Annotated in this window: 20 protein-coding genes and 1 riboswitch; of the genes, 10 read left to right on the top strand and 10 right to left on the bottom strand. The window is 62.4% G+C overall.

Features of this window, described 5'->3' with window-relative positions; translation table 11 throughout:
* Positions 1-69 precede the first annotated feature (69 nt).
* Positions 70-1,392, top strand: a complete 1,323-nt coding sequence (locus tag BACI9J_RS06565; RefSeq protein WP_159733685.1) for a glutamyl-tRNA reductase — start codon at positions 70-72, stop codon at positions 1,390-1,392.
* A gap of 8 nt (positions 1,393-1,400) precedes the next feature.
* On the opposite strand, the gene BACI9J_RS06560 is transcribed toward BACI9J_RS06565, so the two are convergent.
* Both BACI9J_RS06560 and moeB read right to left on the bottom strand, forming a co-directional pair.
* Positions 1,401-2,390: an SDR family NAD(P)-dependent oxidoreductase gene (locus tag BACI9J_RS06560; RefSeq protein WP_159733684.1), complete on the bottom strand. Its 990-nt coding sequence runs from the start codon at positions 2,388-2,390 to the stop codon at positions 1,401-1,403.
* A gap of 38 nt (positions 2,391-2,428) precedes the next feature.
* Positions 2,429-3,631, bottom strand: coding sequence for a molybdopterin-synthase adenylyltransferase MoeB (moeB, locus tag BACI9J_RS06555; protein ID WP_159733683.1), 1,203 nt, complete (start codon positions 3,629-3,631; stop codon positions 2,429-2,431).
* Between the two features lie 6 nt (positions 3,632-3,637).
* Between moeB and BACI9J_RS06550 the strand changes: the two genes are divergently transcribed.
* From BACI9J_RS06550 to BACI9J_RS06540, 3 genes are read left to right on the top strand one after another with little or no spacing between them, the layout of a single operon-like run.
* A complete protein-coding gene (locus BACI9J_RS06550) occupies positions 3,638-4,372 on the top strand; it encodes a TetR/AcrR family transcriptional regulator (RefSeq protein WP_159733682.1) in 735 nt (244 codons plus the stop codon).
* Positions 4,373-4,422: 50 nt separating this feature from the next.
* Complete coding sequence (locus BACI9J_RS06545) at positions 4,423-4,647, top strand: DUF3107 domain-containing protein (protein WP_159733681.1); 225 nt, start codon at positions 4,423-4,425, stop codon at positions 4,645-4,647.
* A gap of 37 nt (positions 4,648-4,684) precedes the next feature.
* Positions 4,685-4,987 (top strand): hypothetical protein, encoded by a 303-nt coding sequence (locus BACI9J_RS06540; protein WP_159733680.1) that lies wholly within the window; start codon positions 4,685-4,687, stop codon positions 4,985-4,987.
* A 72-nt stretch (positions 4,988-5,059) separates the two neighbouring features.
* Here the strand turns inward: BACI9J_RS06540 and BACI9J_RS06535 are convergent, their stop codons facing one another.
* The 4 genes from BACI9J_RS06535 to thiO form a co-directional block, all read right to left on the bottom strand.
* Positions 5,060-5,386, bottom strand: a complete 327-nt coding sequence (locus BACI9J_RS06535) for a 4a-hydroxytetrahydrobiopterin dehydratase (RefSeq protein WP_159733679.1) — start codon at positions 5,384-5,386, stop codon at positions 5,060-5,062.
* Positions 5,387-5,416: 30 nt separating this feature from the next.
* Positions 5,417-6,217 (bottom strand): thiazole synthase, encoded by an 801-nt coding sequence (locus tag BACI9J_RS06530; protein WP_159733678.1) that lies wholly within the window; start codon positions 6,215-6,217, stop codon positions 5,417-5,419.
* A gap of 3 nt (positions 6,218-6,220) precedes the next feature.
* Positions 6,221-6,457 (bottom strand): sulfur carrier protein ThiS, encoded by a 237-nt coding sequence (gene thiS / locus BACI9J_RS06525; RefSeq protein WP_159733677.1) that lies wholly within the window; start codon positions 6,455-6,457, stop codon positions 6,221-6,223.
* A complete protein-coding gene (gene thiO, locus BACI9J_RS06520; protein WP_159733676.1) occupies positions 6,454-7,722 on the bottom strand; it encodes a glycine oxidase ThiO in 1,269 nt (422 codons plus the stop codon). The genes thiS and thiO overlap by 4 nt, the downstream gene beginning before the upstream one ends.
* A riboswitch (TPP riboswitch) is annotated at positions 7,715-7,833 on the bottom strand. It overlaps the preceding gene by 8 nt.
* A 27-nt stretch (positions 7,834-7,860) precedes the next feature.
* Between thiO and thiE the strand changes: the two genes are divergently transcribed.
* Complete coding sequence (gene thiE, locus BACI9J_RS06515) at positions 7,861-8,532, top strand: thiamine phosphate synthase (RefSeq protein ID WP_159733675.1); 672 nt, start codon at positions 7,861-7,863, stop codon at positions 8,530-8,532.
* A 61-nt stretch (positions 8,533-8,593) separates the two neighbouring features.
* Here the strand turns inward: thiE and BACI9J_RS06510 are convergent, their stop codons facing one another.
* Positions 8,594-9,262, bottom strand: a complete 669-nt coding sequence (locus tag BACI9J_RS06510) for a ferritin-like fold-containing protein (protein ID WP_159733674.1) — start codon at positions 9,260-9,262, stop codon at positions 8,594-8,596.
* Positions 9,263-9,418: 156 nt separating this feature from the next.
* Between BACI9J_RS06510 and BACI9J_RS06505 the strand changes: the two genes are divergently transcribed.
* From BACI9J_RS06505 to BACI9J_RS06490, 4 genes are all read left to right on the top strand, one after another.
* Positions 9,419-10,378, top strand: a complete 960-nt coding sequence (locus tag BACI9J_RS06505) for a TM2 domain-containing protein (protein WP_159733673.1) — start codon at positions 9,419-9,421, stop codon at positions 10,376-10,378.
* A gap of 118 nt (positions 10,379-10,496) precedes the next feature.
* On the top strand, positions 10,497-12,011 hold the full coding sequence (locus tag BACI9J_RS06500) for an RNB domain-containing ribonuclease (RefSeq protein ID WP_159733672.1): 1,515 nt from the start codon (positions 10,497-10,499) through the stop codon (positions 12,009-12,011).
* Positions 12,012-12,289: 278 nt separating this feature from the next.
* Entirely contained in the window at positions 12,290-14,002 is a 1,713-nt protein-coding gene (locus tag BACI9J_RS06495; protein WP_159733671.1) for a DEAD/DEAH box helicase, read from the top strand.
* Positions 14,003-14,010: 8 nt separating this feature from the next.
* Complete coding sequence (locus tag BACI9J_RS06490) at positions 14,011-14,925, top strand: DNA-methyltransferase (RefSeq protein WP_159733670.1); 915 nt, start codon at positions 14,011-14,013, stop codon at positions 14,923-14,925.
* Here BACI9J_RS06490 and BACI9J_RS06485 read toward each other — a convergent pair.
* Together BACI9J_RS06485 and BACI9J_RS06480 are read right to left on the bottom strand one after the other, a co-directional pair.
* Positions 14,898-15,506 (bottom strand): MarC family protein, encoded by a 609-nt coding sequence (locus BACI9J_RS06485; protein WP_159733669.1) that lies wholly within the window; start codon positions 15,504-15,506, stop codon positions 14,898-14,900. The genes BACI9J_RS06490 and BACI9J_RS06485 overlap by 28 nt on opposite strands.
* Entirely contained in the window at positions 15,506-16,351 is an 846-nt protein-coding gene (locus BACI9J_RS06480; protein WP_159733668.1) for a PHP domain-containing protein, read from the bottom strand. The genes BACI9J_RS06485 and BACI9J_RS06480 overlap by 1 nt, the downstream gene beginning before the upstream one ends.
* 80 nt (positions 16,352-16,431) lie before the next feature.
* On the opposite strand from BACI9J_RS06480, the gene BACI9J_RS06475 reads away from it, so the two are divergent.
* Positions 16,432-18,006, top strand: coding sequence for an aminopeptidase P family protein (locus BACI9J_RS06475; protein WP_159733667.1), 1,575 nt, complete (start codon positions 16,432-16,434; stop codon positions 18,004-18,006).
* A gap of 90 nt (positions 18,007-18,096) precedes the next feature.
* On the opposite strand, the gene BACI9J_RS06470 is transcribed toward BACI9J_RS06475, so the two are convergent.
* Entirely contained in the window at positions 18,097-18,933 is an 837-nt protein-coding gene (locus BACI9J_RS06470; protein ID WP_201296524.1) for a general stress protein, read from the bottom strand.
* Positions 18,934-18,945 lie beyond the last annotated feature (12 nt).

The raw sequence follows: 18,945 nt of genomic DNA, 5'->3' as shown, positions 1-18,945 counted from the left end.
ACCTTCGTGGGGATCACCACGGCGCAGTATTGTTCTACCGGGCTGCGAAAAAGCTATGATTGGGGTGCTGTGGTTCTTTTCTCATTGGTGGCTACACACGCCGACATCGACCTCGAAACTGTCGCTCAGTTGAGCAACGGTTCCTCTGAGCTTGCCTCGGCAGCCCTCACGGACTCCTCAGTGGTTTCCGGTGCGGTGGTCCTGGCTACGTGCAACCGCTATGAAATTTACGGCGAAACCGCCAACGGTGCCGACCTCGAAGCGGCCCGTTCTGCCCTTGTTTCACAGATCAGCGAACTGAGCGGCCTCAACGAGCAACTCGTCTCCCGCTCCTTTGCCACGAACACCGGTCCGGATGTCACACGGCACCTTTTCGCTGTCAGCGCCGGGCTGGATTCTGCCGTGGTGGGTGAGCGCGAGATCGCAGGCCAGGTACGCCGGGCACTGATCACCGCGCAGCAGGAAGGTACCGCCAGCTCGGGCCTTGTGCGCCTCTTCCAGGCCGCCTCCAAGACCGCCAAGGATGTTGGCGCGCAGACCGCCCTCGGCTCCCGCGGGCTTTCGATCGTTTCGGTCGCTTTGGACCTCGCCACGGACCTGGCAGAGAACGAGGATTGGTCCACCAAGAAGGTTGTGGTTTTCGGAACCGGGGCCTACGCCGGCGCTACCATGTCGCTCCTGCGTGAACGCGGCTGCAGTGACGTTTCTGTTTATTCGTCTTCCGGTCGTGCCGAGGGCTTTGTAGCCACTCGTGGCGGAACAGCACTGGACGCCGACTCCCTTCCCGCTGCAGTTGCCGCAGCTGACGTCATGATTGGCTGCAGCGGCTCGGACAACCGGGTGGAAGCTGCAGATCTTGCCCGGGTCCGGGCAAACTCAGGCAAACCGTTGATTGCGATCGACCTCGCCCTCACCCATGATTTTGACCCCGCAGTGGGCGAACTCGACGGCGTTGAACTCCTGACGCTTGAATCCGTCCGGCTTGCGGCGCCTCAGGAACAGGCAGAGTCACTCTCGCAGGCAAGCGCAATTGTCAACGGTGCGGCCACCTCCTTCGAGTCAGAACGTGAAGCCCGCTCGGTGGACACTGCCATCGTGGCTCTCCGCCGGCACACCATGAATGTCCTTGACGCGGAAATGGAAAAAGTCCGCGCCCGGCACGGTTGCACGGCCGCTGCCGAAGAGGTGGAGTTCGCCCTGCGCCGCATGGTCAAGCAGCTCCTTCACATCCCCACCGTAAGGGCCCGCGAACTGGCAGCCAACGGCCAGCAGGATGACTATGTTGCCGCTCTGGAGGCCCTCTACGGCATCCAGGTGGAGCAGCCACAGGCCGCTGCGCCGGCAGCGGAGTGCCCGGTGGATCACGAGCAAATCCGCTCCGAAAGCGCCTGACGCCAGGCTTACCCGAACGCGTTCATACCAGTCAGTTCAGCGGACAGGTTCCATAGTTTCTTTGCTGCCTCCTTGTCCACGGCGTGGGCATCCACTCCCTGATAGCGGGCGAGGGGCGAATCCTTGTCCGTGGGGCGCGCAATATCGCAGTCTTCGCAGTAGACGCCACCCTTGCCGGCCAATGCCGGGGACGTCGCGGCCCATACTGAGGTTGCTGCACCCTGCTCCGGCGTCTTGAACCCTTCCCGCACGGTGCCCTCGGCATCCATCCACCCTGCGGCAACCATCTCTTCCTTGGGCAGATGCCGTTGCAGTTCAGTCATGATGCCGCCTGGATGCACTGCGAACGCCCGAACTCCGGAGCCTCTGCCCAGCCGATCCAGCTCCACGGCAAAAAGTGAATTGGCCGTCTTGGCCTGACCATAGGCGCGCCATTTCTCGTAGCCGCTGGAGAAATTGAGGTCATCGAAACGAATAGGAGAGAGTTTGTGCCCGGTGGAGGACAGCGAAACAACCCGGGCGTCAGCAGCAGCAGCCAATGCCGGCCACAATGCATTCACCAACGTGTAGTGCCCCAAGTGGTTGGTGGCGAACTGGGCTTCCCATCCCGGGCCAACCCGTTGTTCCGGGCTCGCCATGATGGCGGCATTGTTGATGAGGATGTCCAACGAATCGTGGCCGGCCAGGTATCGCTGGGCGAATGCTTTAACGCTGTCCTGGTCTGCGAGGTCCATCTCATCCACTGAGACGGCCTCGCCGAGCCCTGCGGCGTCCAGCACTTCCTTGGCGTGTTGGAGCCGGCGCGCCGGTACTGTGACCTCCGCACCCGCTGAGACAAGGGCGCGCACAGTCTCCAGGCCAAGCCCGGAATATCCGCCGGTGACGATCGCACTTTTGCCGGTCAGGTCAATGCCGTCGATGACCTCCCGGGCCGTGGAACCGTGCCCGAATCCGGAGTCGATGGGCTGTTGCGGGGTCTCTTTCCAGTCTTCGCTCATGGTTGAGCTTCGCAGATAAACGCCGGAACGGGCAATGATCAGTAGACGGGCTTCTCCGGCTCAACGTCGCGAACCCAGGCGAGAATACCGCCGTCGAGATGGCTGACCCGCGTGTAGCCGGCCTTTTGTGCCGCCTCGAGGACCGCTGCCGAGCGTGTCCCTGCCTTGCAGTGGAAAACAATGTCCTTGTTCTGCGGCAGCTCAACCCAAGCTTCGCCGGAGAGAATGCGGCCCTGCGGAATGAGGACCGAGCCCTCGATGCTCACAATGCTGTGCTCGCCGGACTCCCGGACATCCACGAGCTCGAAGTCCCGCTCCCCCATTTCCCTTTCAGCCAACATTGCGGCGAGGTCCTTGGCGGTCACCGTGTGATCCTGGTCGGTGGCAAGCGGCGGCGTCACGCCGCAGAAGGCCTCATAGTCTGTCAGTTCCGTGATGGGTTCGGCTTCCGGATCTTTGGAGACCTTGATCTCGCGCCAGCTTCCGCCCAAAGCATCAAAAAGTGCCACCCGGCCCAGCAAAGAACGCCCGACGCCGGTGATCAGCTTCACGGCCTCAGTAACCATGAGCGAGCCAACCGCTGCGCACAGCATGCCGAAGACTCCGCCCTCGCCACAGGAGGGGACAGAGCCGGCGGGAGGCGCTTCGGGGTAAAGGTCCCTGTACGTGGGCCCGTGTTCGGCCCAGAAGACGCTCACTTGGCCGTCAAAACGGAAGATGGATCCCCAAACGTAGGGCTTCCCGAGGATGGCTGCGGCGTCGTTTACGAGATACCGCGTGGCGAAGTTGTCTGCGCCGTCCAGGATGAGGTCATACTGCGCAAACAACTCCAGCGCGTTTGAGGAGTCGAGCCGGAGGTCATGCAGGACAACATTGACCAAGGGGTTGAGCTCAGCGATGGCTTTTCGCGCGGATTCGATCTTGGGCGTACCCACGTCCTTCACACCGTGGATGACCTGCCGCTGAAGATTACTGAGGTCCACCGTGTCATCATCCACAATGCCCAACGTGCCCACTCCTGCCGCAGCCAAATACAGCAACGCCGGGGAACCCAGGCCACCGGCGCCTATGACGAGGACTTTGGCATTCTTAAGCCTGCGTTGGCCCAAGGAGCCAATTTCGGGAATGATGAGATGCCGGGAGTACCGCTCCACCTCGGCCGGCGTGAGTCCGGCGGCCGGTTCAACGAGGGGCGGAAGGACAGCGGACGCAGCAGTGTGGGCAGCAACAATTGAGGCCATACCCCAATGTATGCCTGCATATGCCGCCCGGTCATATTACCCCCCGGTAGAGTAGTCATAACTGCAAAGGAAAGGCGGCAGACTGTGGCTGACGGCACACGGGCAAACGGTGAGGCACCGGCCAAGCAGGAACGGGCAGGCACAACGCGTTCACCAAGGTTGCCACGCGACGAGCGCCGGGCACAGTTGTTGAACGCGGCATTGGAAGTTTTCGTCTCCAACGGCTTCCACGGGGCGGCCATGGACGAGATCGCCGAAGCCGCACATGTGAGCAAACCAGTGCTGTACCAGCACTTCCCGTCCAAGCGTGAGCTCTATATGGCCCTGCTGGACAGCCACCTGGCAACACTGACGCAGCTAATGCTCAACGCCTTGAACTCCACCACGGACAACAAGGAACGCGTGAAGGCAGTCATGCGCGCCTATTACAGGTTCATTGCCGACGACGACCAAGCCCATCGCCTGGTGTTCGAGTCGGACCTGATCAACGATCCCGATGTCAGCTCGCGTTTGGAGACTTTCAACAAAACGTTCGCGGATGCGGTGGCTCATGTCATTGCCGAGGACACCAAGCTGCCCCCTCTTGAGGCGCAGCTTCTTGGGCGTGGTTTGGCCGGGATGGCGCAGGTCAGCGCCAGATATTGGCTTGAGACCGATGGAAACCTGGACCTCGATGTGGCCAGTGATCTGATCTATCGTTTAGCTTGGCGCGGAATCAGTCGATTCCCCAAAGAGTCCTAGGCTACAAATAGAGGACTGACTTACAACTTGATTGGCTTGGAGGCCTTGCTGTGGAAGTAAAGATCGGCATTCAGAACGTTGGCCGTGAGATCGTGCTCGAATCCTCCTTGGATGCTGACGCCGTAGCCAAGATTGTGGCCGAGGCCGTCACCAATGGCTCCGAGCTTCGCCTCACTGATGAGAAGGGCCGCCAGATCATCGTTCCCGGCAACGTGTTGGGCTACGTGGAGATCGGCGCCGAGGAAGTTCGCCGCGTAGGCTTCGGCGCCCTCTAGGGCTTTCCCACTTATCGTCGTCCGCTAAGGAGTTTTCATGCTTTCTCTCGTCGTGGTGGTTCTGGCCACCGTTGCCACCGGGTTCATCGTGTGGGCCAACGACAAGCGGCACGGTAAATACGGGATCGCTTTGCCGGCCGGTGTCTCAGCAGCCGTGGGCACCCTGAGTTGGATCCTTTTCATCAGCGCCGGACTGGGTTACCAGCCTGGCGCGACCTGGATCCCGTGGGTCTTGCCCATTGTCCTGGGAACCGCTGTTGCCGCCGGTGTAGTAGTGTTCCTGGGCCGGACGCGCACCAAGCACGATACTGCGGCGCTGACCAAGGCGCTGCGGCTCTAGGGTTAAAACAGCCATACCGCACTGCAACAGTGACCGTCACCCATGGGTGACGGTCACTGTTGCTTAACCGCTTTACGACGCCGGATACCGCTCCGGCTGCGCGGTGGCGCCTTTTCCGGCAGTTGTTTCGCTCACTGCTTTGGCCGCGGCGAGGTCACGTTGAGTTACCTGTCCGCCGGCATCGTGGGACACGTAGCGGAGGAACACCCTGTTGTACCGCCATTCCAGATCAGGATGGTGGTTTTGTTCCTCGGCAATCCGACCGATCGCGGCGATGAGCGCCAAGGCGTCGGCCGCCGTCGAGGTTTTATAGACCGTGACCAGGCCTTCCAAGTACTTCCAGTCCGGAAGGTCTGCGAGGGCGGCATTGATGGCTTCTGCAGTTAACTGCTCTGACATGGCTGCTCCTCCATTGTGCGGAAGTCACCGCTAAAGGAACTCTGCCCGGCCTTCCATCGCGGAGGACGCCAGCGCGTGCTCCCGCCGTGGAATCCGGCCCGCCTGTCTGGCCAGCCTACCGGCGATCACCGCGTGTTTGAAGGCCTCCCCCATCTGAACCGGGTTCTGCGCGCGGGTTACAGCGGTGGCAAGCAGCACGGCGTCGCAGCCCAATTCCATGGCGAGTGCGGCATCGGACGCTGTCCCGATCCCGGCGTCGAGAACCACGGGCACAGAGGCCCGGGACACGATCAACTCAATATTGTGCGGGTTCAGGATGCCCAGCCCGGTCCCGATGGGAGATCCCAACGGCATCACGGCGGTGGCGCCCAGGTTTTCGAGCCTGAGCGCCAGGACGGGATCGTCATTGGTGTAGGCGAACACCTTGAAGCCGCGGTTGACCAGTTGTTCGGTGGCATCCACCAATTCCACCGCATCAGGAAGGAGTGTGTGTTCGTCGGCAATAACTTCCAACTTCACCCAATCGGTCTCCAATGCTTCCCGGGCCAGTTCCGCGGTCATCACGGCATCTTTGGCCGTAAAGCAACCCGCAGTGTTGGGCAGCACACGGATGTTGTGGTCCACCAGGAGTTGGAACAATGAGCCTGTTTCGGCCGGCGAGTAACGGCGCATTGCCACCGTGGTGAGCTCCGTGCCGGAAGCAAGAAGCGCAGCACCCAAGCCATCCAGGCTCGGGGCGCCGCCGGTACCCATAATGAGTCGGGACCCGAATTCGACGCCATCGATCACCAGCGCGTCAGTGGTACGGACGTCAACGTTTGCTGTTGTCATGTTTCAGCCTCCTTGGACTGCTGTTACGAGTTCGAGTTCATCTCCGTCGGCGAGCGCTGTGGCGGCCCATTGGCTGCGCGGCACCACCTCGGAATTACGGGCGACGGCGACTCCCAGCTTGCCGCCGTCGGCCGCTTGACCGCGGGAGTCAAGAGCACGACCGGTGATGGCGGTGACGAGGCTGCTGACGGATGCGTCATCGGAGACTGCGTGATCGGTTCCGTTGAGTTTGATGTTCATGCGGATTCCTTGGTGGGGGTTTGTGCTGCTGGTGTGAGTACGGCGGGGAGGGAAGCGCTGCTTGTAAAACGGTCGGGACGGAAGGGCGCCCATCTCGGGTCGGCGGAACCGTTCATGAGTTCTCCCACGATCTTTGCCGCCACAGGGGTCAGGAGGACTCCGTGGCGGAAGAAGCCTGTGGCAATGACCAAGCCGTCAACGTCGCCTGCAGGACCGGACACCCGGCCAAGGAGCGGCGCGTTGTCCGGCGTTCCGGGGCGGGCGCGGGCGGTTGCTTCCAGGAGTTCCAGCTCGGCCACTGCGGGTACCAGTTGTTGGGCGTCCCTGAGCAGTTGGTACACACCGCCGGCGGAAACTGCGTTGGAAGACGCCGACAATCCGTCCTCGCGCTGGGTCGCTCCTATCACCACCGTGCCGTCGTCCCGGGGAACGATGTAGACGGGCACCCCGTGAACCATCCCGCGGACCGTGGAGGAGATCAGTGGGCGTAGGTGCCCGGGGACGCTGAGCCGGAGGATATCGCCGTAAACCGGCCTCACCGGAAGGTTCAGATCTTCAGGAAGCCCGGACAGTTGAGGCGCTCCCAGTCCGTTGGCCACCACCGTCTCCTGGGCGTGGACGACGCCGCCGGACTCCAGCTGAACACCAGTGACGCGCCCGCCGTCCCACAGCAGGCGGCGTGCCGGCGAAGCCTCGGCGTATCCCTCGTGGGCTCCTTGCACCCAGGATTGCTCGTCCGGCGCATGGGATGTCAATTCCGCCAAGAGGCATGCCGCCAGCTTCCGCGGATCCACGTGATGGTCTGCGGGGATGTGGAAAGCGCAGGAAATCTGCGGACTGAGCAGCGGCTCGCGCTGCCTCGCGTCCCGGAGGGCCAGCGGTTCAACGCCCAGGCCGGCCGCAAGCTGCACTGATCTCAGGTCTGCGAGCGCCCTGCGATCGGCGGCATCCGCGCCCACGGCGAGTGTCGGCGTCGTGCGGTATCCGCTGTCCCTTCCCTCGCGGTGCAGTCCATTCACGAAGGAGGGCCAGAGCCGGGAAGATTCAAGCATCAGTTCCAAGAGGTCTTCCTCCTGGTAATGCAGCTCGCTGACGGGTGCAAGCATTCCGGCAGCTGCAAATGTTGCGCCCGAAGCCGGGTGGGGATCGATCAGCACCACTGACCGGCCCTGTCGCCTGGCTTCGTGAGCGATGCCAAGTCCTATGACGCCGGCGCCGATGACGGCCACGTCTGCCATGAGGTGGGTATGGCGGGAATCTGCCATTCGTTTCCTTCCCTACGCCGGTACTAGCCGGATCAGGTCAAGCGGTCGGCTCTGAAGCCCTCTCAGCCGGACAGTCATATGACGATCGTCGCGGCTCCCGCAGTACGTGCCCAGTTTAGAGGAACTACTCTGGTTTCCATGACCCAGCCTGACGCTCTCGCCTCTGCCCGCCTCTACCTGTGCACCGACGCCCGTAAACGGCAGGGCGATTTTGAAGACTTTGTGGATGCCGCTTTCGAGGGCGGCGTGGACATCATCCAACTCCGGGACAAGACTCTGGAAGCTGCAGAGGAACTGGAAATGTTGGCCGTCCTGCGGAGCGTCGCGCAACGGCACGGGCGCCTGTGGGCCGTCAATGACAGGGCCGATGTTGCCAGTATTTCCGGGGCTCCCGTGTTCCACATCGGGCAAAAAGACCTCCCACTGACCGCCGCCCGGACCCTCTTGCCGAACGTCACCGCCATTGGTCTCTCCACCCACACACCCGAACAAATTGACGCAGCAGTTGCCACCGCCCAGGGCCCTTTGGGATTGGACTATTTCTGCGTGGGTCCGGTCTGGGCGACACCCACCAAACCCGGCCGCGCGGCTGTTGGGACGGAGCTGGTCACATATGCCGCAGAAGCGCTGAAGCGTTCACGCGGCGAGGTGACACTTCCCTGGTTCGCCATTGGCGGCATCGACCACAGCAACGTTGAGCAGGTAGTGGCCGCGGGGGCGAGCAGGATTGTTGTGGTCCGCGCCATCACCGAGGCAACGGACCCGACGGCGGCAGCAAAGTCGCTGCTGCAGGCGCTGGACACTGTCTGACCCGCCGCCCGCTTGAGGGCAGTCCGGAGGCGCGAGGTCAGCCTCCCACGACGTCAGAGTCCTATGCGGTGAGGCCAAGGCCCGTCATCCGGAGGGCATGCTTCCTGGCCAATTCGCTCGTCAGCGACCTCACCTCGGCACGCGCGTCCCCGCCGCTTTTCAGCACCGGACCCAGCAGGGGGTGCTCCATGCCTACCCGCTGCGCCTGGGTCAAGGCCTCACCCACCAAACGACGTCCCCACAGGGCAAGGCGCGAGGCCAGGCGCGGGTCATCGGCCAGGGCCCTCCTGAGCAGGACGCGGAGGACCTCAGTGGCTTGGTCCGGGGAAGCCACGCGTTTTACAAAACGTTGCGTTGTTGGGTCGAGGAACATCGAGACGGCCCTGTAGAAGTCCGATGACACGGTGTCTATGACATAGGCCTTCATGACCGACTCGAACCAGTCCCCCGGATTGGTGCGCTCATGAAAGTGATCGAAGGAACGCTGGAACGGCAGCATGGCATGCTCGGGGTCTACACCCATCTCGGACAGTCGGTCGCTGAGGAGGGCGAAGTTCCCGTAGGCTCCCACCGCGATCTTGGCCAGCACTGACCTGTCATGCAGTGTGGGTGCATACCGGGAATCCAGGGAGAGCCGCCCGAAGGCGGACAGTTCCCCATAAGCCATGGCACCAAGCAACTCCGCGGAGAGTTGCCCGGCGGAGGCTGCGGCGTCCGGGGAAATGCCCATGGAGCCAGCCTATCCCCGGCCGGCCGTAAGGTTCCGGGTTTGGGTTCCCGCTTCCAGCGCCATTCCCACTAGGCTGGCTCGAAGTGAGTCGACTGTCCTCATGCCCTGCATGCCGTAAGTCCTCCTCCTCGCACCCACTTCACTGAAGGATCTTCCATGAGTCACCCAAGTTACCCTCCCGCGCCCCAAAACGAGGACGGATCAGGGATTCCACCGGTTCCCACAGCGCCCTACGCCTATGGCGGCCAGTTCCAAAACGGTGCACAACCGGGCTACCAGGCCGGACCCGAGACCAGCCCCTATGGAACACCGGGCGGTGCACTCCCGGCGAAGTCGTTCATGACCACGTGGATTCTGGCCCTTCTCCTGGGCGGCTTGGGTGTGGATCGTTTCTACCTGGGCAAGATCGGGACCGGAATCGCGAAGCTGCTCACTGCCGGTGGCTTCGGCATCTGGTCCATTGTGGACCTCATCATCACACTGACTGGCAACGCCCGGGACAAGCTTGGCCGGCCGCTGGCAGGTTACCCGGAGAACAAGAAGAAGGCATGGATCATCACCATCGTCGTCTGGTTCGCTGGCCTGATTGCAGGAATCGTCTCCGCGGTATTGTCATTCACTCTTGTAGCTGCTGCAGTCCAGCAGGGAGCAACAACGCCTATAGCGCCGCTCCCCTCGGCAAGCCAGGGGCCGTTGTTGCCGTCATCGGGTACTGCCAGCGAAGCGAATTCCTTCACGGTGAACGTTGATGAAAGCACCACGGTAAAGGTGGGTGTGGTCGATTCCCTTTACACCCGGGAGATCCCCTCCATGTCCTACATGAAACCTGCCAACGGAGGTTTCCTGGTACTGGAAGTGTCCTGGGAGACAGTGACCGGGACCAGTTTCACTGCGTCAACAAACTTCGAAGCCTACGATGCTGACGGCAAGCAGGGAGAACCCCTGTTCCTTGAGGAAGGCTTGGGCAGCCTTCCCATGGGGAACGTTGCCGCAGGAGAGGTACAGCAGGGAGTGATCGCGTTTGATATCAAGAACGGCCCCACCACCGTGGTTATCACTGACGTCTACGGCGAGGAAGCCGCAACCTTCACCCTGACACCCCCGGCGGGTCAGTAACCCATCCGGCAGCACACACTGATTACGGGCAAGAACCCGCCGCTCCCTGTTCGGGACGGCGGGTTCTTCTGCGAGGGCATCCAAGACTATCGACGCATTTCGGGCTAACCTGATTTTCGTGTCACATCATCGGATTGCGCCCAACGTCGACGACTCGTCGGATCAGCTCGCCGCGGCCCTTGCCGCCCTGAGGACAGAGCTGGAACTCCCGGGTGAATACCCGGTGGAAGCAGTGGCAGAAGCACGTCAAGCAGTGGAAAACCTTGAGTTGCCGGCTCAGGACCTGCGGGACATACCGTTTGTGACCATTGACCCGGCCACGTCCACTGATTTGGACCAGGCCCTGTTCATCGAGCGCGCCGGCCAAGGCTATAAGGTCTTCTACGCAATCGCCGATGTTCCCTCCTTCGTAACGCCCGGTGGCGCCCTGGACACCGAAACGCGACAGCGCGGACAGACCTTCTACGCACCTGACGGCCGGATCCCGTTGCATCCGGAGATCATCAGCGAGAACGCCGGCAGTCTCCTGGCCGATCAGGATTGCAGTGCTTTCGTCTGGGACTTTGAGTTGGATGCCCGGGCCGAAGTTCAGGCCGTCACTGTTGCGCGCGCGGCCGTCCGCAGCCGCGCCAAGCTGAGTTACAAGGGCGCTCAACAGCAGATCGATGACCATACAGCCCCGCCCGTCCTTCAGCTCCTCAAGGAAGTGGGACTTAAGCGCGTCGAACTGGAACGGCTGCGCGGCGGCGCAAGCCTGAACCTGCCGGAACAGGAAATTGTCCAAGCCACCGACGGCGGCGGGTACCGGATCGCTGCTGCCCCGTCCCTCCCCGTTGAGGACTGGAACGCACAGATCTCCTTGATGACCGGTATGGCTGCCGCCCAGATGATGCTCGACGGAAAAGTGGGCGTCCTGCGCACCATGCCCGCACCGGACGACCGGTCGCTGCTCCATTTCAAGCGCCAGACCTCTGCACTCGGCAAACCTTGGGACGGCCAGGTCAGCTACGGCGAGTACCTGAGGACCTTGGACGCGTCCGATCCCAAGCAACTGGCCATCCTGCATTCCGCCGGCACGTTGTTCCGGGGAGCCGGTTACACCCCCTTTGACGGTGAGGTGCCTCCAGAGGTGATTCAGGCAGCCATCGGGGCACCCTATGCACACACCACCGCGCCGTTGCGGCGCCTTATCGATCGCTTTGTCCTGGTGATCTGCGAATCGCTCAGCAACAACCGGGAAATCCCTCAGTGGGCGCGTGAAGCCCTTCCATCGTTGCCGGAGATCATGGCCTCCTCGGACCAGGTGGCCGGCCGCCTTGAGCGCGCGGCCCTGGACACTGTGGAAGCAGCCCTGCTGGCCAACCACATCGGCCAGGAATTTGACGCTGTTGTCATTTCCGGGTCCAAGCCCTCCAACGGAGCCGGCGCCAGAGCTTCCAATGGAAATGGCAACGGAAACGGGAACGGGAACGGGAACGGCAACGGCAACGGGCCCTATGGCGTCATCCAGATAGCAGACCCTGCCGTCACAGCCCGGTGTGACGGAGAAATGGAGTCCGGAACCAACGTGCGGGTTCGGCTGCTGAAGGCCGATATCGCCAGCCGGGAGATCAGGTTCGAGCTACTGCCCTGACGGGCATTCATGCGGCGATCCGGGCTTTCGGGCCCCCAGAGGATAGACTGGGCATGTAGTAATGGATGCCCGGTCGTTGATTCAGTTAATTTTTGAACTCAACAAGCCCGCCCCTACGCGATCTTGAGATGTACCAACTGGTCACCAGTGCCAGTACTTAGATAGCCCGCGATCGGCTTCCACTGGACTTGCTTGCGCGCCCGTTCGTGCTCCGGTACGGCTCCGCCGCCGCCGTTGAGCATGCAGCGCCAATGCCCAAATGAATAAGGAAACTCCCTGTGAGTGAATTGCATACCCACGAAGTCCTGACGGACTCCACCGGAACAGAATCCATCGAACCCGAGGAAACGATCATCTCGGATGAGACGCCCCACGAGATCGAAGAGAAGTCATTCGCTGACTTCAACGTCCGCGCGGACATCGTTGAGTCCCTGGCCGACGCCGGAATCACGCATCCCTTCCCCATCCAGGCCATGACCCTGCCCGTGGCCTTGAGCGGCCACGACATCATTGGCCAGGCGAAAACAGGTACCGGCAAGACGCTGGGCTTTGGCATACCCGCCCTGCAGCGTGTGGCCGGTCGGGATGATCCAGGGTATGCGAAGCTCGCCGTCCCGGGCGCACCGCAAGCCTTGGTGATCGTTCCCACGCGTGAGCTTGCCGTGCAGGTTGCCAACGACCTCCAAGCCGCTTCACGCAAGCGCAATGCGCGCATCGCCACAATCTATGGCGGTCGCGCCTATGAACCCCAGATTGATGCCCTGCAGAAGGGCGTCGAGATCGTGGTGGGCACCCCTGGCCGGCTCATCGATCTCTACAAGCAAAAGCACCTGAGCCTCAAGAACGTCAAGATGGTCATCCTTGACGAAGCCGACGAAATGCTGGACCTCGGCTTCCTGCCCGACGTCGAGACCCTGATTGCCGGCACCCCCGCCGTTCGGCAGACGCTCCTCTTCTCGGCAACCATGCCCGGCCCGGTCATCGCAATGGCGCGCCGCTACATGACGCAGCCCACCCATATCCGGGCAGCTGACCCGAATGATGAGGGCCTCACCAAGCGCGACATCCGCCAGCTCATCTACCGTGCGCACAGCATGGACAAGACCGAGGTTGTTGCCCGCATCCTGCAGGCACGCGGACGTGGCCGCACCATCATCTTCACCAAGACCAAGCGCACCGCTGCAAAGGTTGCCGAGGAACTGGTTGACCGCGGCTTCGCTGCCGCAGCCATTCACGGCGACCTCGGCCAGGGCGCCCGCGAGCAAGCCCTCCGCGCCTTCCGCAACAACAAGGTGGACGTCCTGGTGGCTACCGACGTCGCAGCCCGCGGCATCGACGTCGATGACGTCACCCACGTCATCAACTACCAGTGCGTGGAAGACGAAAAAATCTACCTGCACCGTGTCGGCCGTACCGGCCGCGCCGGCAACAAGGGCACTGCCGTCACGTTCGTTGACTGGGACGACATGCCTCGCTGGGGCCTGATCAACAAGGCTCTGGGACTCAGCGTTCCCGAGCCTGTAGAAACGTACTCCTCCTCTCCGCACCTGTACTCGGATCTGGACATCCCCGAGGGCACCAAGGGCCGCCTGCCGCGCAACAAGCGCGTCCTGGCAGGCGTAGACGCCGAGGTCCTTGAAGATCTGGGTGAGACCGGCAAGAAGAACGCACGCTCCGGCGGCTCAGGCCGCGATGCCGGACGTGAGAACAAGCGCGACGGCGGTCGGGACGCCGGCCGTGGCCGCTCCACCAGGTCCGGTGACACCGAGTCCAGTGAATCCAAGGGCGAGGGTGGCCGCAACCGTACGCGCCGCCGTCGTACTTCCGAGGGCGAGGCAGCACCCGCTGCCGCCGCAGCGGAGACCCGCACTGCCAGCGCCGACACTGCAGAGAAGCCGGCCCGCACACGTCGGACCCGCACACGTCGCCGCAACGGCGAAGTGGTTTCCGGTGAGACCGCAGCTGCCCAGTCCGGCAGCACCGAGGCCTAAAAACCTCAATGACTGAATCTGTTTGGGCGCCGGACGGCGGCAATTTGGTGGTGCACGCGGACAACGCGGAGTTCCTCCCTACGCTGCCGGACGGCGCCTTCACACTCATCTACGTGGACCCGCCCTTCAACACGGGCCGGGTCCAACGCCGCCAGGAAACCCGCATGGTCCGCAATGCGGACGGCGACGGCGACCGCGTTGGCTTCAAGGGCCGCTCTTACGACACCATCAAGGGCGCACTGCACAGCTACGACGACGCCTTCAGCGACTACTGGTCTTTCCTGGAACCCAAGCTGGTGGAAGCCTGGCGCCTGCTGGCTGACGATGGCACTCTGTACCTTCATTTGGATTACCGGGAAGTCCATTACGCCAAGGTGATGCTGGACTCGATCTTCGGCCGGGAATGCTTCCTCAACGAGATCATCTGGGCCTATGACTACGGCGCACGCGCCAAGAACCGATGGCCCACCAAGCACGACAACATCCTGGTGTACGTCAAAAACCCCACCAAGTATCACTTCGACAACGCCGAAGTAGACCGGGAACCGTACATGGCACCTGGTCTGGTCACTCCCGCCAAGCGAGAGCTGGGCAAGCTGCCCACGGATGTATGGTGGCACACCATTGTTTCGCCTACAGGCCGTGAAAAAACGGGTTACCCCACTCAAAAGCCTGAAGGCCTGGTTCGGAGAATTGTCTCCGCATCAAGCCGCGAGGGCGACTGGTGCCTTGACTTCTTTGCAGGCTCGGGGACTCTGGGCGCCGTGGCGGCCAAACTGGGCCGTAAGTTTGTGTGTGTCGACCAGAATGAGCAGGCCATTGAGGTCATGCGGAAACGGTTGGGCACCACAGCGGATTTCCTCCGGAGCGGCTCCATGCCAGACACCGCACTGGATCAGGCAGCACCCTTCACGAAGGCCTGAACGGCGTCGGCGATCATCTGAACGGCGATTGCTGACAGCAGCAAACCGGCGATCCTGGTGACGAGTTCCACCCCGTTTTCACCCAGGACGCGCTGCACCACACCCGCGAACCGCATTGCCAAGTACAACGACGCCAACACCACGGCAATGCCCAGGCCCACAGCCAGGTACTCCGAGAGCTGGCTGGACTGCTGCACAAACACCATGACGGCGACGATCGCGCCGGGCCCTGCCATAAGCGGGGTTCCCAGAGGCACGAAAGCCACGTTCTTGTACTTGGCGGCGTTCTCCTCGCCGCTGGTTGAGCCGGTCAGCAGCTGCAGTGCGATGAGCACCAAGAGCAGGCCACCGGCACCCTGCAGGGCCGCCAAGGAGATGTGCATGTAGTTCAGGATGGACTGCCCGAAGATCGCGAACACAACAATCACGCCAGTGGCCACGAGAAGAGCTTGGAACGCTGAGCGATTCCGGTCCCTGGCTGACATCTGTGCCGTCAAGGACATGAAAATCGGCACGGTACCCGGCGGGTCCATGATCACGAACAGCGTGACGATCACGGAGGCCAGCAGTTGCAGATCCATTACCGAAGGACCGTGCTTCCCGTAGCCAGCTCCTCTATCCGCGCCAAGACCTCCGGCGATGTGGTGTTTTCGCCCAACAGGTTGGGTTTGCCCGCGCCGTGGTAGTCCGAGGAGCCTGTCATGAGCAACCCGTGCTCGGCGGCCAGCCCGCGGAGAAACGCACGGCCCTCTTCCGGGTTGTCACGATGTTCAACCTCAAGTCCCAACAGTCCGGCATCAATCATGTCCAGGTACGCGCGCTCCCCCACGATCCGTCCCCTCGACGACGCCACCGGATGAGCGAAAACGGGAACACCACCGGCAGCACGGACGAGCTCCACGGCCACCGCCGGGTTGGGGGCATAGTGCTGCACAAAGTACCGCGAATGGGAGGTGAGGATGGAGGTAAAGGCTTCCGTTCGATCCGCCACCACGCCGGCGGCCACCAGAGCATCAGCAATATGCGGGCGGCCCACCGTAGCACCGGGAGCAACATGGTGGATCACGTCATCCCAGGTCAACGGATAATCCTCGGACAACAAAGTGACCATGTGCTCAGCCCGGGTGAGCCGGGCATCCTTGGATTTGGTGATCTCCTCCAGCAAACCGGCATGAGCGGGGTCGTGGAGGTAACTGAGCAGGTGGACGCTGATCCCTTCCTCCGTCCGGCAGGAAATCTCCATCCCGGGGACAAAAACAATGCCATGTTCACGCGCAGCAGCGGCGGCAGCCTCCCAGCCATCCGTGGAATCGTGATCGGTCAAAGCCACGGCGTCCAGCCCGGCCGAGACGGCGGAGATGATCACTCCGGTCGGCGTCTGGGTTCCGTCAGAAACATTCGAGTGTGCATGCAGGTCTATCCTCACTTTCCCAGCCTATGGGATGCGGCCCCGCTTGGAGCGTTGCGCCGTTGGCCTCCTCCCTTAACTGGTGGGACGATGTAACGGTGAACGATGCCGAAAACACCCAGAACTCGTCCTCCCAGCCACTGCAGGAGCGCGTCAACAACCGCTCGCAACGGCCCACGTCCGATGCCTTCAAGGCATTCATGGCCAGCAACTGGGCGCCCGCCCCGCAGGTAACCCCTGCGCGTGACGCCGTTGCAGACCACGCCGCACGCCGTCGTCGTACTATTTCCGAACAGTTCAAAGGCGAACGTCTTGTAATCCCCGCGGGTCCGCTGAAAGTCCGGTCCAACGACTGCGACTACCGGTTCCGTCCCCACTCCGGTTTCGCCCACCTCACGGGCCTCGGCCTGGACCACGAGCCCGACGCCGTGCTCATCCTTGAGCCCGTGGCTGAAGGAAAGGGCGACGACGGCGGTCACCACACTGCTACCCTCTACTTCCGTCCGCTGGCCGGCCGGGACACTGAGCAGTTCTACGCTGACTCGCGCGCCGGCGAGTTCTGGATCGGTGCGCGTCCCACGCTGGCCGAATTCGAGGCCCGCCTTGGCCTCCCCACCGCGCACATCTCCGAGCTTGAAATGGCCATCACCAAGAATGTTGGCGCCCCGGAAATCGGCGGCATCTCCATTCGGCTGGTCCGCAAGACTGATGAAAACATCGACGCCCTGGTGGACACAGCCCGCTACAACACAGCCAAGGACCCCGAGAACCTTGATCTCGGCGAACTCGACGCCTTGGATGAGAAGCTCAGCGAGGCTCTGTCCGAGTTGCGCCTGCTCAAGGACGAGTGGGAAATCGAGCAGATGAAGATTGCTGTGGCGGCAACCGTGGAAGGCTTCGCCGACGTAGTCCGTGCCCTCCCACGTGCGCTGACCCACAACCGCGGCGAGCGTGTAGTTGAAGGCGCATTCTTCGCCCGTGCCCGCGAAGAAGGCAACGAACTGGGCTACGACACCATTGCCGCCTCCGGCAACAACGCCACAGTGCTGCACTGGAACCGCAATTCCGGAACCGTCAACGCCGGCGAACTCCTCCTCCTCGATGCCGGTGTGGAAGCTGACTCCCTTTACACAGCAGACATCACCCGCACCCTTCCGGCCACAGGAACCTTTACTGCTGTCCAGCGGAAGGTCTATGAGGCCGTACTCGACGCCGCCGATGCCGGTTTCGCTGCCGCACAACCCGGAGTGAAGTTCCGCGACATCCACACCGCTGCAACCACCGTGCTGGCCGAGCGCCTCGCCGAATGGGGCTTGCTCCCCGTTTCCGTCGAGGAAGCCATCAGCCCGGAAGGCCAGCAGCACCGCCGTTGGATGCCTCACGGCACCAGCCACCACCTGGGACTGGACGTCCACGACTGCGCGCAGGCCAAGCGTGAACTCTATCTCGATGGAGTTCTCACAGAGGGCATGGTCTTCACAATCGAACCCGGCCTGTACTTCAAGAACGAAGACCTCGCCATCCCCGAGGAGTACCGAGGGATCGGCGTCCGCATTGAAGACGACATCCTCATGACCGCAGATGGCCCCGTCAACCTCAGCGCCGCGTTGCCGCGCAAGGCTGATGACGTCGAGTCCTGGATGGCCGGCATCTACCAGGAAGCCCAGGGCTAAGCCAGGGAGTTAAAATCACAAAAAGGGAAGGCCACCGGAGATCCGGTGGCCTTCCCTTTGCCCTGCTGAAGAGTGGAACTGTGGAGCGCCCTACTGCTTGGCGGAATCCTCGGAGTTGGACTGCTGCCCGTCTTCCTGCGGCGCATTCTGTGCATGATTCGGCGCCGGGTTCTGTCCGTCAGTTACCCGGACTCCGTACTGTGGACGGCCATCCGGGAGATCGGGGTATCGGACAGCGGCCGGCGTGGGCGCCTGCACCGGCTGGCTCACCGGGGCTGCGTTCTGTCCTTCCGAAGCGCTGGAGCCGGTGGGCTCCGGGCCGCGCTGACCATAAGGATCATTCCAGGTGGAAGGCCGCTCGGGCGCCTGTCCCGGCTGCTGGAACGGCGCATTTTGCTGGTTGTAGTTACTGGCCTGGGGCGTGGCGGCCTGGGACGGGTTCATCGGCAGCTGGTGAAGCAGGCGTCGGGCCTCGTGGGCTGCCTCGACGGCGACGATCACATCGTAATTGGTGGCCACCACCTGGCTGGTGGAGGTGAAGTCTCGCTTGCCACGCTGCGTGGCATAGGTGACGATGCCGAACAGCATGAAGAAAGCCGCACCCATCAGTACCGAGGTGATGATGGAGAACGGTCCCCCTGCAGGGGTGAAGAAGGAGAGCATGACGCCCACGAAGAGGCCGAACCACATGCCGCTCAGGGCGCCGGACAACGCCACCCTGGGGTAGCTCAGACGACCGGTCACCCGCTCCACCATTTTGAGGTCGTTGCCCACGATGGACACCAGCTGGACAGGGAACTGCTGGTCTGCCAGATAGTCCACCGCCTTTTGGGCATCCAAATACGAGGTGTACGAGCCTACGGTGTCCCCTTGGGGAACACTGCGGGACTCCTCAACGGCTTTGGGACCACCAAAAATGTTTGACATAGCCCCATTGTG

This window comes from Arthrobacter sp. 9V, from assembly GCF_902506065.1.
GTDB lineage: Bacteria > Actinomycetota > Actinomycetes > Actinomycetales > Micrococcaceae > Arthrobacter.
Note: the sequence above shows the minus strand (reverse complement) of the source record. Positions and strands in the feature narration are given on the sequence as shown.